Source organism: Haladaptatus sp. SPP-AMP-3 (assembly GCF_049568665.1).
Lineage (GTDB): Archaea > Halobacteriota > Halobacteria > Halobacteriales > Haladaptataceae > Haladaptatus > Haladaptatus paucihalophilus.
Genome location: NZ_CP145901.1, coordinates 379,664 through 394,800, shown reverse-complemented (window position 1 = coordinate 394,800; position 15,137 = coordinate 379,664). Strand labels below are relative to the sequence as shown.

At 63.5% G+C, this 15,137-nt stretch carries 14 protein-coding genes; 8 read left to right on the top strand and 6 right to left on the bottom strand.

Annotation, left to right across the window (positions count from 1 at the left end; genetic code table 11):
* Positions 1-316 precede the first annotated feature (316 nt).
* Entirely contained in the window at positions 317-901 is a 585-nt protein-coding gene (locus V5735_RS22030; protein WP_423746798.1) for a response regulator, read from the top strand.
* A 65-nt stretch (positions 902-966) separates the two neighbouring features.
* Here V5735_RS22030 and V5735_RS22025 read toward each other — a convergent pair whose 3' ends face one another.
* The 4 genes from V5735_RS22025 to V5735_RS22010 form a co-directional block, all read right to left on the bottom strand.
* Positions 967-2,664: a bacterio-opsin activator domain-containing protein gene (locus tag V5735_RS22025; protein ID WP_423746797.1), complete on the bottom strand. Its 1,698-nt coding sequence runs from the start codon at positions 2,662-2,664 to the stop codon at positions 967-969.
* Positions 2,591-3,661 (bottom strand): sensor histidine kinase, encoded by a 1,071-nt coding sequence (locus V5735_RS22020; protein WP_423746796.1) that lies wholly within the window; start codon positions 3,659-3,661, stop codon positions 2,591-2,593. The genes V5735_RS22025 and V5735_RS22020 overlap by 74 nt, the downstream gene beginning before the upstream one ends.
* Before the next feature lie 379 nt (positions 3,662-4,040).
* Positions 4,041-5,273 (bottom strand): ABC transporter permease, encoded by a 1,233-nt coding sequence (locus V5735_RS22015; RefSeq protein ID WP_423746795.1) that lies wholly within the window; start codon positions 5,271-5,273, stop codon positions 4,041-4,043.
* Entirely contained in the window at positions 5,270-6,109 is an 840-nt protein-coding gene (locus V5735_RS22010) for an ABC transporter ATP-binding protein (protein ID WP_423746794.1), read from the bottom strand. Before V5735_RS22010 ends, V5735_RS22015 begins: the two co-directional genes overlap by 4 nt.
* Positions 6,110-6,536: 427 nt before the next feature.
* On the opposite strand from V5735_RS22010, the gene V5735_RS22005 reads away from it, so the two are divergent.
* Entirely contained in the window at positions 6,537-7,241 is a 705-nt protein-coding gene (locus tag V5735_RS22005; protein WP_423746793.1) for a DUF6517 family protein, read from the top strand.
* 301 nt (positions 7,242-7,542) lie between these two features.
* Here the strand turns inward: V5735_RS22005 and V5735_RS22000 are convergent, their stop codons facing one another.
* Positions 7,543-8,169: a trimeric intracellular cation channel family protein gene (locus V5735_RS22000; protein ID WP_423746792.1), complete on the bottom strand. Its 627-nt coding sequence runs from the start codon at positions 8,167-8,169 to the stop codon at positions 7,543-7,545.
* Positions 8,170-8,331: 162 nt separating this feature from the next.
* Between V5735_RS22000 and V5735_RS21995 the strand changes: the two genes are divergently transcribed.
* The 4 genes from V5735_RS21995 to V5735_RS21980 all read left to right on the top strand — a co-directional run bounded on the left by V5735_RS21995 (position 8,332) and on the right by V5735_RS21980 (position 12,392).
* Positions 8,332-9,135: an N-acyl homoserine lactonase family protein gene (locus V5735_RS21995; RefSeq protein WP_423746791.1), complete on the top strand. Its 804-nt coding sequence runs from the start codon at positions 8,332-8,334 to the stop codon at positions 9,133-9,135.
* A 1-nt stretch (position 9,136) separates the two neighbouring features.
* The gene (locus tag V5735_RS21990) at positions 9,137-10,453 is read left to right on the top strand and encodes a hydroxyacid-oxoacid transhydrogenase (RefSeq protein ID WP_423746790.1); all 1,317 of its coding nucleotides are present in this window, start codon (positions 9,137-9,139) and stop codon (positions 10,451-10,453) included.
* 152 nt (positions 10,454-10,605) lie between these two features.
* A complete protein-coding gene (locus V5735_RS21985) occupies positions 10,606-12,156 on the top strand; it encodes a long-chain-fatty-acid--CoA ligase (protein ID WP_423746789.1) in 1,551 nt (516 codons plus the stop codon).
* A gap of 65 nt (positions 12,157-12,221) precedes the next feature.
* Entirely contained in the window at positions 12,222-12,392 is a 171-nt protein-coding gene (locus tag V5735_RS21980; RefSeq protein ID WP_007982994.1) for a VOC family protein, read from the top strand.
* Between the two features lie 30 nt (positions 12,393-12,422).
* Here V5735_RS21980 and V5735_RS21975 read toward each other — a convergent pair whose 3' ends face one another.
* Positions 12,423-13,697, bottom strand: coding sequence for an RNA-guided endonuclease InsQ/TnpB family protein (locus tag V5735_RS21975; protein ID WP_423747228.1), 1,275 nt, complete (start codon positions 13,695-13,697; stop codon positions 12,423-12,425).
* A gap of 102 nt (positions 13,698-13,799) precedes the next feature.
* On the opposite strand from V5735_RS21975, the gene V5735_RS21970 reads away from it, so the two are divergent.
* Positions 13,800-14,177: a VOC family protein gene (locus V5735_RS21970; protein WP_423747227.1), complete on the top strand. Its 378-nt coding sequence runs from the start codon at positions 13,800-13,802 to the stop codon at positions 14,175-14,177.
* A gap of 90 nt (positions 14,178-14,267) precedes the next feature.
* Positions 14,268-15,029 carry an SDR family NAD(P)-dependent oxidoreductase gene (locus V5735_RS21965; RefSeq protein ID WP_423746788.1) on the top strand — a complete coding sequence of 254 codons (762 nt, stop codon included), beginning with the start codon at positions 14,268-14,270 and terminating at the stop codon, positions 15,027-15,029.
* Positions 15,030-15,137: the final 108 nt, after the last annotated feature.

Below are 15,137 nucleotides of genomic sequence, written 5' to 3'. Positions count from 1 at the left end.
CCCGGAACGGTCGACGATAGCGACATCGGAACGGAGGGACGGGAAAGACGCCGCGGTCGTCCCGAAAATCGGCAGCAGACGGGTCGGGCACCGCATCTGACACGACCGCCGTTTCGAGATCGACCGGTCCGTTCGACAATCCATATGAGGTAGCTAGCGTCCAGCACTGAAAACGTCCCCTCTAGGAGTACAGATACCGTACGGGTCAGCACCGCGAGACGGCACCGACGTCGCGCGTGAACGTGGCATTTTCCCGTCGAGAATAGTTGGTGATTATATGATGGCGACGAGATACGACGGGTAAGGCTCGATTCAGATGGATAGCGATACGGACGACGAAACACTGGCGAAGGCACTCATCGTGGACGACCAAAAGGAAGTCGCGGACGCGTACGCGCTCCGACTCCAAGGACTCTGTTCGGTCGAGACCGTCTACGACGGGGAGGCCGCTCTCGCAACGGTGGAGGACTCGACGGTCGACGTCGTGCTCCTCGACCGCCACATGCCCGGCATGTCCGGGGACGAGGTGCTTTCCGAACTCACCGAGCGGGGGTTCGACGGCCGCGTCATCATGGTGACAGCCATCGACCCCGGCTTCGACGTGCTGGATATGCCGTTCGACGACTACCTCTGTAAACCCGTGGACCGCGAGGACATCCGAACGGCCGTCACACAGCAGTGTACGATTCTGGGATACGAAACGCTCGGCGAGTACTTCAGCGTCGAGTCCAAACGGGCGGTTATCGAGGCGGAGATACCCGAAGGAAAGCGCCAAGACCATCAACGGTATCTCGACATCGAGCGCAAAGCGGCGCAGTTGGCCCACCGAATCCATCGGTTACTCGACGACCCGCGCGAACTGTTCGAGGCGTTCGACGCCATCGACCGCGAGGGACGCTAAGTCCACTGGTACTCCCACACCGAACCGTCGCCGAATCGAGAGCTGGTGTGTTCCCGTTTCGTCTCCTACTTTCGAACCACCGAAACCGAGTCGTCGAAAAACGAATCCAACAGCTTCCGCTGTGCCGCCCGAAGGTGATAGAGGAGAGTCGAACCGGTGATACCGAGGGTGCTTGCGACCTCCTCGGCGGTGCTTCCCCGCGGCGATTCGAAGTAGTCGGCGAAAAAGGCCGTCCTGAGCACGGCCTCCTGTTGGTCGGTCAACCTGTCGCCGAGTTCGTCGCGGAGTTCGTTCGCGGTCGTAACGGGTCGCTCGCGTTCCCGCACGGCAACGACGTCCGCGTCGAACTGCCGCGTCACGGCATCGGCGATTCGACGAACGCTTTCGTCCGGGGAGAGTTCGACGACGATTCGCCCGGACCCGTCCTCGAACTCGGCGGACCGGATGGAGACGCCCAGCGTCGAGAGCACGCCGAGCAGGGTTTCGGTGCCGAGTTCCATCTCGACGGAACCGGTCTCCGCGCTATCGGTGACGATGCGGGAGACGACGGCATCGTCGCCGAAATCGAGCGTCTCGGCCACCGTCGCTGGCGGCTCGCCATCGACCCTGAAATAGCAGAGCAGTCCCCTGTCGTCGTGTGAAACCATCCCGGCGAGCGAGAGTGCAGCCGAGAGGTCGGCGCTGGCGGCCACGAGAGGAGAGGCCGGGTCCGTCACCTCGAACGTGAGTTCGGTGACGGTATCCGATAAGAGGAGGTTTCGATTGCGCGTCGCGTTCACGGCGAATCCGGCGATTTCGCCGACCGTCTCGAAACTCGCGCGCTCGCGGGAGGAAAACGCCTCCCGTTCGGACGAGTAGACGCCGACGACGCCGTGAACCTCCGTTCCGAACGTGAGCGGAATCGCGAGCATGGACTGCAACCCCTCGGCGAAGGCCGCTCGACGGACGGCCTCGGGGACCGTCTCGTCGCTCGCCAGCGAGCGAACGACTTGGAGCGTTCCCGTCTCGACGGCGCGTTCTTCCGGACCCATCGCGGGGGCAGACAGACTCTCCGCGAGGTTCTCGAACGTCCGACCGGTCGCCCCCGAGGACGCGCGGACGACGATTTCGTCCGCGCCGAGTTTCCGCTCCCCGACCCACGCGAACTCGTAGATGTCCGTCTCGCCGAGGCGCTCGCAGATGGTCTCGGCGATCTCGTCCCGCGTGGACGCGTCGACGAGATCGGTGAGAATCTCGGAGATGAGGCCGTTGAGGAGAATCAACCGGTCGAGTTGCCCTCGGACGTCCGCGACGGTCCGCTCGTGGCTCCGGCGGTCGGTCACGTCGCGGAGGTAGACCGTCACCTCGTCGCCCACCGGGACGAGCGAAACCACGAGCCACCGTTCGAGGTCCGGGTAGTACTCCTCGAACTCGCGGTCCTCCGTGAGCGGTCCCGCATCGAGGACGGTCGAAAGCGTGTTCTCGACGCTCCGCGGAAACACGGTTCCGACGTCGGCACCGGTTACGTCGTCCGTTCCGACGTCGAGGAGCCGCCGGGCGGCTTCGTTCACGCCGGTGACCGTACCGTCCGTCGAACAGCCGAGAACGCCTATCGGCGCTCGATCGAGTTTTTCGTCCATCGTTGTCTGGTGTCGAAGTCGCCCCTGTCGGTTTATCGATACGATTCCTGGTATTTCACCGTGTCGCTCGCTACGACCGCGGTGTCGAATCGTCGCGGCGAACGTCGCGGACATCGAATCTGGCTCCGCCGTCCGCCGACTCATCGATTCGAATCGTCCACTCGTGGGCCGCGACGATGCGAGCGACGATGGCCAACCCCAAACCGGTTCCCCGTTCGCGGGAACTGTATCCGGGTTCGAACACGACCTGTCTGTCCCGCGGCGGTATTCCCGGCCCGTCGTCGGCGACGTAGAAGCCGTCGTTCGAGTCCCGCGATAGCCCGCCGATGCGGACGGTCGGCGTCTCGCCGCCGTGTTCGACCGCGTTTCGGAACAGGTTCTCGAACAGTCGGCCAACGTGGTCCGCGTCGGCGACCGCCGTCGGAAGCGAGTCTTCCACGGTCAGCGTCGCCCCGTCCGTCTCCACCGTCTCCCACGCGGCCGCGGCCAGCGCCTCGAAATCGACGGCTTCGGAGGGGTCGACCGCTATCGTATCCGTCCCGCGGGAGGCGGTCAGAACGTCCCGTATGATGCGCTCCATGCGCTCGTGTGCCCGCTCGACGTGCTCGAAGTGCGCGTCGTCGCCGGTTTCCCGACCCGCGCGGAGACGGGCCTTGGCGACATCGAGCGGATTCCGGAGGTCGTGGGTGATGACGCTCGCCACCGACCCCCACCGCTCGTCTCCCGGTTGCGTCCGCGGACCTTCGCCACCGGGTGCGAAGACGACGTGTCCGCCGGACCCGTCGGACGCGGGTACCACCCGGACGAGATAGCTCGTCCCATCGGTTCCGTCGTTTCCGCCGTCCCCGTTGTCCCCATCGGCGTCGGCCCGTTCCGGGACGCGAAGACGAGTACTGAACTGCTCGTGCCGAGAGACGCGAGTCACGAATTCGGTCGGGGAAGAGGTCCCGGAAAACTGAAATCGGTCGAAGACGGTTCGAAGCGAGACGTTCGACGCGGCCGCGTCGAACGTCGACCGGAACGCCTCGTTACCCGCTCTCACCGTCGGTCGTTCGTCCTCGAAGTTGTATTCGAGCACCGGGTCGGGGTACCCGTCCACCGGGAGCGGTTGCAGTCCGTCGTCGGAGTCGTCGTCGGTCATGTGTCGTTAACGGTTCTGACGGCTGTAAGCTCGAAAATACGCGGAATCCGGCGTCCCGTTCCCGAGAGAGCGCGTCGCATTTATCCTACGTTACGCCGCCTCGAACTTAGTGGTGGATTCTAGCTATGCAGAGGTCGGCGTCGAAAGGAGGGCTGTCGAGAAGAAGGACTGTCGAGAAGGGAGTCAGTCCGGAAGAATGTCGGCGGGAGGTGGGTAGGTTGGGCGGGGGACGGAAGTGAGAGTGGAGGTGGAGTGGCGTCAGCGGGGGAGCGAATGGAGGGCGTCAGCAGGTTAACAGCGAGGGAGGAGGAGCGCTGAAGGAGGGAGCCGAGAGCGCCAGCGGGGAGTCGGTGGGAACCGTGGTGACTGAACGAGGTGCTCAGGTCTGTCGAAGCGCTTCGATGGGGTCGATTCGAGCGGCGCGCACGGCAGGGTACAACCCGGAGACGATACCGACGCCGACCCCGACCGCGGCGGCGATGGTGATCCAATCGACCGGATACGTCATCGGCCACTCCGCGAGGGTGACGGCGAGGTAGCCGAATCCGATACCGACCAGGATACCGAAGACCGCGCCGATGGCACCGAGGATGATGGATTCGACGAGGAACAACTGAACGATGTCCCGTTTCCGTGCGCCGATGGATTTCATGATGCCGATCTCCCGCGTTCGCTCGGTGACGCTGACTATCATCATGTTGGCGATGCCGATGGACCCGACGACGAGCGAAATCGCGGCGATGCCGCCGATGAGGACCGTCAGTTGGTCGAGAGTGGAGGACACGCGGTCAACCTCGTCTTGAATCGTCTGCACGACGATATCGAAGTCGTCGGCCTTGAGCTTCCGAGCGTCCGACCGTTCGTGCATGTAGCTCGCCGCGGCTTGCTTCACCGAATCGGCGTCATCCATGCTGGTCGCCCGTATTTCGACGCCGGAGTAGGCGCGCTTTTCCTCGCCGCCCGGCGTCTGGACGGTGGTCGCGTATTGTGAGCCGAGCGGGACGTACACGATGGGAGACGCGGCGTGACTGCCGATATCCTCATCGACGATGCCGGTCACGGTGACGGTCTTTTTCGAGCCGTCCTGGAACGAGAGGGTCACCGTCTCGCCCGCCGAGACGTTCCTCTCGAACAGCTGTGCCGCCCGCGTGTTCATCACCGCTTGGTCGTCCCCGGAGAACACCTCGCCCGCCGTGAACTCGTTCGGTTCGCCGTGTTCGAACCGATCGGGGGTCGTGGCCTGCACCGCGAACATGCCGGTGATGCTGTCGTTTCCGTGCGACAGTTGGGCGGCCGGAACGCTGCCCAACGGGGCGACGTACTCGACGTTATCGAGCTGTCGCAAGGCCTCGACGTCGGATTCGGTGTAGATGGGAGAGTGGCTCTGTTGGATACCGACAGCGCCCGTCGACCGCTGCGTCGATATCTTCATCACCGGTTCGTTCATCGCGCCCACGTCACCGAGGATGTTCGCGGAGAACGCACCGCCGAGAATCATGAACGTGATGACGGACCCGATGCCGACGATGACGCCGAGCGTCGTCAGCGTGGACCGGAGTTTGTGCGAGGTGATCGTCCGCCAACTGATGCGGAGGCTTTCGCCGAGCTTCATTCGTCGGTCCCTCCGGTGTCGTCGGTGTTCGAACGCTCCATGGAGGCCGATAGAACCTCGATGTCGTCGATAGCGCCGTCGACGAGGTGGATGATTCGGTCGGCGTATTCGGCGATTTCCCGTTCGTGAGTGATCATCACGATGGTCCGCCCCTCGTCGTGTAGCTCGGTGAACAGCTCCATTATCTCCTCGCCGGTTTCGGTGTCGAGGTTGCCCGTCGGCTCGTCGGCGAGCACGAGCGTGGGTTCGTTCGCCAGCGCGCGTGCGATGGCGACCCGCTGGCGTTGCCCGCCGGACAGTTCGTTGGGCGCGTGGTCCAATCGGTCGCCGAGGCCAACGCGGTCCAAGAGCGTGCGAGCGCGCTCGCGGCGGCTTTCTTCGACGGCATCGTGAAACACCATCGGCAGGGTGACGTTTTCCGCCGCCGTGAGTTTCGGCATCAGGTTGAACTGCTGGAAGACGAATCCGATTGCCGTGCCGCGGAGGCGCGCCCGTTCGTTGTCCGAGAGCGAATCGACCGCCTGCCCGTCGATACTGACGGTGCCGTCGTCGGGCGTGTCGAGACAGCCGAGCATGTTCATCAGGGTGCTCTTCCCGGAGCCGCTCGGTCCCATGACCGCGGTGAACGACCCGTCCGGGAGGGAAACGGAAACGTCGTCTAGCGCGTGAACCGGCTTTCCGAGGTGGTAGGTCCGTCGAACGCCGCTGGCCGAAACCACGGCCGTCCGGCCGTTCGCCGCCTCATCGTTCGTTCCGGGGCGAGATCTGTCGGTCGACGAGTCGCCGTCCAACACCGAGCGTTGGGAGCGACCCCCGTCGTCAGCGTCACTCATCATGTGTCGAAATAATCGAGGAGGTCCACCCCCCTGTCATGACACGCTAGCTATCACGATGCGTCACCGAACCGCGTCTAGTAATCACGACGGCGGCGACGAAGCGGGGTGAAAGCGTCACGACCGCGGTGCTGTTCCGTGGAAAACGACGCACCGAACCGGGCGCTCGCAGTCTCGCCGAGTCGTGTGAGGTTGTGACGGCTTCGTTCGAACGACGATACGATGGATCCGTTCGACCTCGTTGCCGATAAATTCGTTCAACCACGTTGCCGAGTCGGGCGCGCGTACGCTGAAGACTTCATATGTTGGGACGGGGGTTCAGACGAAGAGAACGCCGTTCCCGTCCAAACTGATAGACCCGTCGTTCGGCGGTCGTCTGCATAGTAAGACACCCAAACCAGAAGGCGGTGAACCATCCGTACGGGTAGAGATGAACGAGTCCTCATCGAACGACCGAGAACGGCACGCGTCGAATCGAACCACATCCCGGTCACGGAGACGGGTGCTGCAGCTAGCCGGGACGGTCGGAGTCGCGCTCGCCTCCGGCTGTCTCGATATGTTTCCCAGTGGGAGCGTCGAAGCGGAGGCGACTCCCGTCACCATTTCCGACGAGGCGCTCTCGAAAACGGGGTACAGTCTGGTCGAGACGAAGGGGTTCGGACTGACGAGCGGGTTCGACCTCCCGGACGGATTCAAGGGGGTTTCGGTGCACAGCCAGATTTCCAAATACCGTCGGAACGGGACGGATGCATCCCTTCCCGCATTGTATTTCGGCCTCAGCGTGCCGATAGCCAAAGCGAACGGGCGGACCATCGATCCGCTTCGGGAGATGAACGAACGGGAACTCATCGAAACCGAAGGCGGCGTCATCGACACCACCTTCTCGAACAACTACGGGACCGTGACCGTGAGCGGGAAAGACGGCACCGAGTCCATCAACCTCCTCGGAACGACGACGGACCTCGTTACCTTCGATGGCACGGCGAAGAAGGACGGAACCTCGACCGACTTGCGGTTTTTCGTCGCAAAGACGGTCGACAACGGGGACCAAATCGCTGTCATCGGTGCACAACCCTCGAACGCCGCGGACGAGGACGCGTTTAGACGGTTGACGAGGGCGCTCCAGCACGGCTAACGGGTCGGCAGCGACGGGATTCGTGAGGAGTCGAAGGCAGGAGCGTCGAACTCGTCCGGTTACTCCCGTTCGTCGAGCACGTCCCGAATCTCTTCACGGACGATGCGTCGGAGTTCCGCCTCGCTTCGCCCCCCGTCGTGTCGAGTTCGACGTCGCGCGGGACGGGAATCGGCGTGAGCATCTCGTTGCGGACCGGCGCTCGGTTTTGAAAAACGCGGTCCCGCGTCGGTTAGTAAAACTCGCGTCGGTGGCGGATATAAAGCCGTTCATCGAGAGGGGACCCGTCGTGCGGTTTCCACACTCAGCCGAGACTCGTTCGAACGGTCGGGAGCCGCCAACCGAACCGAACCGCGGCGACCCGCGTGACGAGCGTGACGGCCGCGCACCCGCTGGCCGCGACGTTCGCGTCCCCGCCGAGGGCGAGCAGGCACCAGTAGGCGGAACCGCCGATGACGGCGCAGCTCGCGTAGAAGTCCCGCATCAGCACGAACGGCGAGCGGTCGAGGAGGATGTCCGCCATCGCGCCGCCGCCGACGGCGTTTATCGTCGCCACCGCGACGACGCCGAACGGGGAGACGCCCGCTCCGGACGCGACGATGGCACCGGCGGTGGTGAACGCGGCGAGGCCGACGCCATCTGCGGCCAGCGAAATCGGGTGTCGGTCCGGCTCGTCGAGCAGGATGGACAGCGCGACCGCGGTGGTCACGCCGACCACGCCGAACCCGGTGTTCGAGAGGGTCTGGAGCGAGAGCGGGACGCGATTGACGAGCACGTCGCGGGTCGTTCCGCCGCCGAACGCGGTGACGAGGCCGACGACCGTCACCCCGAACGGGTCGAATCCCTCCCGAATGGCCTTACTCGCGCCGACGAGCGCGAAGGCGACCAACCCGACGGCGTTTGCGATATAGAACAGTTGGTTCGAAAGCATCAGTCACCGTCCCGTTGTGTCACCGCGGTTAATACGACAGCGATTGCGGTCGAACCGTCGGAAGTCGGCCGCGGAGTTCGTATCTGGTCGAGCGTCCGTGTGTGAAAAGACATGTTTTCGGCAGTAAGATACGCTCATCCCGTCAGACAATAATGATTAACCATGGTTGATGCAACCATCGACGTGATCCACCGGGGCGGACTGGAGTGCGACCTCAACTACCTCATCGAAGGCAACACGCTCGGGTCTCACGACGAACCGAATCCGGACACCGACTACGTGGAGATTCCCGTGTTCAACCTCGTCATCGACCACCCCGAGGGAACGATTCTCTGGGACACTGGTAACCACGAGGACGCGCTCGACGGTCACTGGCCGGAGGGGTTGAAACAGGCGTTTTATCCGCACGACGTTCGGGAACACGACCTTCGGGACGACCTCGCGGATGCGGGGTACGACATCGACGACATCGATTACGTGTTCCAGACACACCTACACCTCGACCACGCGGGCGGCCTGCACCACTTCGACGGGACGGACACGCCCGTCTTCGTCCACGAGGAGGAGTTGAAGTTCGCCTACTACAGCACGAAGACGGACGAGGGAAGCGGCGCGTACATCCTCGGCGACTTCGACCACGACCTCAACTGGCGGGTGCTCCACCGCGACCGAGAAACGCACTTCGAGGACGTCGAGTTCGTTCGTCTCCCGGGTCACACGCCGGGGTTGACGGGGACGGTTTTCCACCTCGACGGTGCGGGAACGGTCGCGTTCGCGGGCGACGAAATCTACCAGACCGAGAACTACGAGAACGGGACGCCGCTCGGCGCCGGACTGCTCTGGAGTCACCGCCACTGGTTCGACAGCCTCCAGAAACTGAAGGAGATAGAGCGCAAGCACGACGCCGAGGTGGTGTACGGCCACGACCCAGAGCAGTTCGAGGAGATTCAGGGAGGGTGGCCCTGAGATGAGTTACGAACGCTCCGTCTCCGCGCCGTCGCACGAACTCTCTCCGGAAACGGTCTGGCACATCCAGATGCCCCAGATTCGGTTCGGGCGGGACGCGACGGAGGAACTGGCGTTCCAGTTGCGCGACCTCGGCGTCGAGGAGGGCGCACACGGCCTCATCGTCACCGACGAGACGCTCTCGGACATCGGCCACGTGGGACGCGTCGAGACGCACCTCGAAGACGCCGGGTTCGCCGTCGACGTCTACGACGAATCGGAGCGCGAGCCGTCCATCGAAGCCATTGAGAACTGCTTGGAGTTCGTCCGCGACGAGAAGGGCGAGGTGGGTTACGACTTCTACGTCGGTCTCGGCGGCGGCAGTTGCATGGACACCGCGAAGACGACCCGCGCGGTCATCGCCAACGGCGGCGGCCCGCTCGACTACATCGCCGAACCGACCGGCGAGGGGAAAGCCCTTGACGAGTCGGGGCCGCCGCTCGTCCTGATGCCGACGACCGCGGGAACGGGGGCCGAAATATCGCCGGTTTCCATCCTCTCGGTGGAAGAACAGGAAATAAAGGAGGGCATCTCCAGCAACCACATCCGGGCGGACGCGGCGGTCCTCGACCCGACGCTCACGACCACGCTCCCGCCGGAACTGACCGCGAAGACGGCGATGGACGCCCTCGGTCACGCCATCGAGGGGTACACCACCCACGAGTACGACTCGCTCCTCCGGCCGACGGACCCCCGCGAACGGCCCGTGTACGCCGGACGGACCCCGCTCACCGAGATGTTCTCCGAGAAGGCCATCGACTTGCTGTCGGGCAACGTCCGAAAAGCGGTTCACAACGGGGACGACCTCGAAGCGCGCGAGAACATGTTGCAGGGTGCCCTCTTCGGCGCTATCGCGGGGCTGACCGCGGGCGCGAGCCTCTGTCACGCGATGGCCTACCCCGTCGGGAACAAGTATCACACCTATCACGGCGAGACCATCGCGGTGCTCACCCCCGCGAGCACGTTGGGATACAACGCCGCGAGCGACCCGGAGCGGTTCGCCTCGCTCGCCCGTCGGTTCGGCGTCGACACGACGGGGATGAGCACGAACGAGGCCGCGGACGCCCTGAAAGGGGAGTACATCCGACTCCAGCGGGACTTGAACGTCCTCCCCAGCGGCCTCGCCGAGTTGGCCGGGATTACGGAGGACGACGTGGATTGGCTGGCGAAACAGACCGTGGACACGCAAGCGCGGTTGCTCCGCTGTAACCCCCGGCCCGTGACGGAAGAAGACGTCCACGACATCTTCACGGACGCGCTGTACAACTGGGAACCATAGCACGGAACGCATCGGGTGCCGTGCGCCGCGAGCGATGTAGTTGACATCGATAACTATTCCCCGTATAATCTTTCCAAAGATAACGAATATTGGTCCGTCAGTCACCATCAATAAACACTTTTGCCGGTGTGGACACACGGCACGGACGACGCATGAATCTCGTTCACCACGTGGCGGACGCGGCGGCGGAACGCGGCGACGCACCGGCGCTCGTCTACGACGGACAGGAGACCTCCTACGAAACGTTCTGGACGCGAACGGGGCGGTTCGCGGCCGGACTCGCCGAGCGCGAAATCGGCGCGGGCGACCGGATCGCCATCTACCTCCCGAACCTTCCCCAGTTCGTCACCGCGTTCCACGGCACGCTCCGCACTGGCGGCGTGGTCGTCCCGATGAACCCCCAGTACAAGCGCCGCGAACTCCGCCACCTCCTCGGGGACAGCGGTGCGAAGGCGGTCGTCACCCTCCCGGACCTCGTACAGCACGTCGATGCGGTTCGGGAAGATACCGACGTGGAAGCCGTCGTGACCGTCGGCGAGGGTGACGGCGACGTTCGGTTCGAGGCATTCCTCGCCGACGAAACGCGTCCCATCGCCGACCGAGCGGACGACGACGTCGCCGTCCAACCCTATACCTCGGGGACGACGGGGACGCCGAAGGGCGTCCTCCTCACGCACCACAACCTCGCGTGGGACGCGGACGCCTCGATGGACCCCATCCCGGACGGAATCCGCCCGACGGACCGCCACCTCGGCGTCCTTCCGCTGTTCCACATCTACGGAATGACGGTGACGATGAACGCAACCCTGTTCGACGGCGGAAGCTACTACCCGCTACCGGCGTGGGACGCGGAGGCGGCCGCATCCCTCATCGAGAAAGCGGAGCTAACGCTGGTCCACGCCGTACCCGCGATGTACAACGACCTCGCGAGTCTGCCCGAAGACACGGAGTTCGACCTCTCATCTATCCGGTTCGCCAACTCCGGCGGAAGCGGCCTGCCCGAAGAGGTTCGCCGGACGTTCGAGGAACGGTTCGGCGTCGAACTACACGAGGGCTACGGCCTGACCGAGACGAGTCCGGTCACGCACGCCAACCACGCCGGGGAGCGGCGACCGGGCAGTATCGGCAGACCGCTGGACGGCGTGTCCGCCCGCATCGTCGACAACGCGTTCGACGAGCGACCGCCGGTGGAACGCGGCCCCGTCGAGGAGGGAAGCGTTGACCTCGACGAGATAACCGGCGAACTCGTCGTCGCGGGACCGAACGTGATGGCGGGGTACTACGAACGCCCCGAGGCGAACGCGGAAGCGTTCACGGAGGCGGACGGAAAGCGCTGGTTCCATACGGGCGACATCGCCTACGCCGACGAGGACGGCTTCTTCTTCGTCGTGGACCGCAAGAAGCACATGATCAACACGGCGGGGTACAACGTCTATCCGCGCGAAGTCGAGGAACTCCTCTTCGAACATCCGGCCGTCGCGGACGCCGCCGTCGTCGGCATCCCCGACGAACGCCGGAATGAGACGGTCAAGGCCTTCGTCGTCCCCGAACCGGACGCGGACGCGACGACGGAGGACGTGCGGGAGTACTGTCTCAAACGACTCGCGGCGTACAAACATCCCCGCGAGGTCGAGTTCGTGGAGGAGTTGCCGCGGACGACGACCGGGAAGGTCCAGAAGTTCCACCTCGAAAGCCGGGACTGACGGGACGAAAGGGGAAGAAACAGCGGGAGACGGAGACCTTTGAACGCGGACGAGAAGGGGGAAGTATGGCACACCCCAGCGTGCACCACCACGGAATCTCGGTTTCGGACCTCGACCGCGCGGTCGAATTCTACAGCGACGTGCTCGGACTGGAACTGCTCGACCGTTACACGCTCTCCGACGACGCGCTCGCAACGGCCATCGGGAGCGGACCGTTGACATCCTCCCCGCCCTGAAGGGCGAGGATTCCCGACCGCGTTGGGATATTACGGTTCGCGGTTCACGACCTGTTCACGTGGGGCGAAACAGCCCTCACTACGGTCGAACAGGTGAACCGCTGGCTGTGCCAACCAGCCGTTATCCCTATCTCCGCCGTCTATGGCGAGACTCGGGAGTACCTTTTGCCGAATGTTCTCCGCGCCGTTCACGTCCGCGTTCGCAACCGTATCGCACGTCTCACACACGTACAACCCGCGTTCAACCCGCTGGTTATCGTCCGTGTGACCACAACACGAACACGACTTCGACGTATCGCGTTCTGACACCAACTCCACGTCGATACCCTCGGCTTCTGCCTTATAGTCGAGTAGCGTCGTGAAGCGGTCGAACGCCCACCCGTGCAAGTCGAGATTACCGTGATCGCCCCAATTCCGGGGGTCGCCGTTCTCATCGTCTTCTCGGAGGCCGCCGAGGTCGCCAACGACAAGTCTACCGACACCTCGTTCGACGCACTCCTCAACAATCGCTTTCGAGAGTACGTGCAAGAAGTGCGTCCGACGACCCGTCCGTGTCCGGTCGAGACGAGTAGCCTCTCGGGACGACGAATCGTCGCACTTGGCTTTCTTCTTTGTGAAGTAGTATTCGTCTTCTTTGAGTGCGCCACCCGGATACAAAACCGACTCACCACCAAACGAGATAGCGGCAAAGTTGCAAATTCCGAGGTCAACACCAGCCACCTCGTCACCCGGCGGTTCCGGGTCGATAGTGGTGCGACAGACGAATTGTAACCGCCACTCGTCGCGTTTGTAGACGGCGCGAACCTGTTGAATGTCCCACTCGGTCAGGTCAACATCCGGGCGCGTCTGGTACTCGCACAGGATGAAGTCCGAGCGGTGTTCTTTGAGGTTGCGACCTTTCGAGAGGCGAACACGGGTGAACTGTGCGTCGTGCTTGAAGCCAGCCACTTTGAACGACACGGTTGAACGCGGGTGGGAGTCTCCGTTTTTGCGGTAGCCGGGCGGTCGGGCACGGTCGTCGCCGTTCCGACGCTTGCCGAACCAGCCGTTGAACGCTTCAGCGAGTTCTTCGAGAACGCGCTGACTGGATTGCGAATGCAAGTCCGTGTAGCGTTCGTGGCCTTTGAGTTCGGCTTTGAGTTCCCCGTCATCGGGAATCTCGCCCGTTTCGTCCCACTGTTCTTGCGTGTAGTAGCGACCGACGTTCCAGAGTTTTGAGGCGGCCCATCCGAGTTGGTCGAGGTCGTCACGAACCTGTCGCTGGTTCGCAATCGTGGCCTCGAAGGTTCGGACGGTTCGACTCATTTCTGGCTTCATAACTGGTTATGAAGCTCGTTCTCTTAATAGTGTCGGCAGCGTTGAATATCCGACCTTGCTATTGGTGGTGGATAGGGTAGGAGTTGTCGGCTGTATCCCCGCCCTAAAGGACGGGGTTTTAGCCTTGCAACTTCCATAATCGGCCGCTTCGCCCAACTCGGGGACGAGACGGCCCGCGTCGAACTCATCGAGTACGAGAAGGCTGACGGCGAGACGGGGAATTCGGACGACGGCGACGAGACGAGTGGCGCGGACCGCGCGGGCGGCGGCGACGACGGCCGCGCCCGTGACGTGTACGAAACCGGTGCGAAACACCTCGGGTTACGGACGGACGACATCGAGCAAGCGTACGCGAACCTGCCCGATGACGTGGAAACCGTCAGCGAACCGCAGACGACCGGCAGCGGGACGCGGATTTGCTTCCTCCGGGACCCTGACGGGAACGCGGTCGAACTCCTCGAACTGTAGGAACCCGTTCGAGCGATGCGGGACGGTTGGACGCGGGTTTTTTCTTCCAACCATAAAAAGAATCAAGTATTCAGCTGACAGTCGTTGCGTATGCGGCTCGAAGGTAAAACAGTGTTCGTCACGGGTGCGGGACAGGGTATCGGCGAAGCGACGGCCAAGCGGTGTGCGAGGGAGGGTGCGTTCGTCGTCTGTACCGACGTGAACGAGGAGACGGGACCGGAGACAGTTGCGGACATCGCGGACGACGGCGGCGACGCGGAGTTCTTCGAACTCGACGTGACGGACGCCGAGTCGTTCTCGAACCTCGTGGACGCCGTGGTCGCGGAGCACGAACTCGACGTGCTCGTCAACAACGCGGGGGTCGGTCACCCGCCAGCGTACGTGGAGGACGTACAGGATTCGGTCTTCGAGGGGGTCTTCGACGTGAACGTCCGCGGCGTCTGGAACGGCTGTCAGGCCGCGCTCCCGCACCTGAAAGAGCAAGGGTCGGGGAACATCGTCAACGTCGGGTCGCTGGCGTCCTTCTACGGACTGCCGATGCAGTCCGTGTACTCGCTGACGAAGGGTGCCGTGCTCAACTTCACCCGCGCCGTCGCCGCCGAGGCGGGCCGTGCGGGCGTCCGCGCGAACGCCGTCCTCCCGGCGTTCACGGACACCGAACTCGGGCGCGAGTTCTTCGAGACGCGACCCGACCCGGAGAAGGCGAAAGAGGAGTTGCTGAAGCGGTATCCGCTCGGCCGACTCGCGCGTCCGGAGGAGATTGCCGACGCGGTATTGTTCCTCGCGAGCGAGGAAGCCTCGTTCGTGAACGGCCACGGCCTCGTGGTCGACGGCGGATTTTCGGTGCAGTAAGCGCGCTTCAGAGAGTCGGGTTCCACGGACTCCGGCCGACGGATAAATCTCAACGCCGTGCTAATTCATCACATCTATCAGAAATTCATAAAAGATTTCATCAAACGG

What these genes read in the sequence shown, in the direction of transcription:
- V5735_RS22030 (WP_423746798.1), top strand. Translation starts at nt 317, where the DNA reads ATGGATAGCGATACGGACGACGAAACACTGGCGAAGGCACTCATCGTG.
- V5735_RS22025 (WP_423746797.1), bottom strand. Translation starts at nt 2,664, where the DNA reads ATGAGTCGGCGGACGGCGGAGCCAGATTCGATGTCCGCGACGTTCGCC.
- V5735_RS22020 (WP_423746796.1), bottom strand. Translation starts at nt 3,661, where the DNA reads ATGACCGACGACGACTCCGACGACGGACTGCAACCGCTCCCGGTGGAC.
- V5735_RS22015 (WP_423746795.1), bottom strand. Translation starts at nt 5,273, where the DNA reads ATGAAGCTCGGCGAAAGCCTCCGCATCAGTTGGCGGACGATCACCTCG.
- V5735_RS22010 (WP_423746794.1), bottom strand. Translation starts at nt 6,109, where the DNA reads ATGATGAGTGACGCTGACGACGGGGGTCGCTCCCAACGCTCGGTGTTG.
- V5735_RS22005 (WP_423746793.1), top strand. Translation starts at nt 6,537, where the DNA reads ATGAACGAGTCCTCATCGAACGACCGAGAACGGCACGCGTCGAATCGA.
- V5735_RS22000 (WP_423746792.1), bottom strand. Translation starts at nt 8,169, where the DNA reads ATGCTTTCGAACCAACTGTTCTATATCGCAAACGCCGTCGGGTTGGTC.
- V5735_RS21995 (WP_423746791.1), top strand. Translation starts at nt 8,332, where the DNA reads ATGGTTGATGCAACCATCGACGTGATCCACCGGGGCGGACTGGAGTGC.
- V5735_RS21990 (WP_423746790.1), top strand. Translation starts at nt 9,137, where the DNA reads ATGAGTTACGAACGCTCCGTCTCCGCGCCGTCGCACGAACTCTCTCCG.
- V5735_RS21985 (WP_423746789.1), top strand. Translation starts at nt 10,606, where the DNA reads ATGAATCTCGTTCACCACGTGGCGGACGCGGCGGCGGAACGCGGCGAC.
- V5735_RS21980 (WP_007982994.1), top strand. Translation starts at nt 12,222, where the DNA reads ATGGCACACCCCAGCGTGCACCACCACGGAATCTCGGTTTCGGACCTC.
- V5735_RS21975 (WP_423747228.1), bottom strand. Translation starts at nt 13,697, where the DNA reads ATGAGTCGAACCGTCCGAACCTTCGAGGCCACGATTGCGAACCAGCGA.
- V5735_RS21965 (WP_423746788.1), top strand. Translation starts at nt 14,268, where the DNA reads ATGCGGCTCGAAGGTAAAACAGTGTTCGTCACGGGTGCGGGACAGGGT.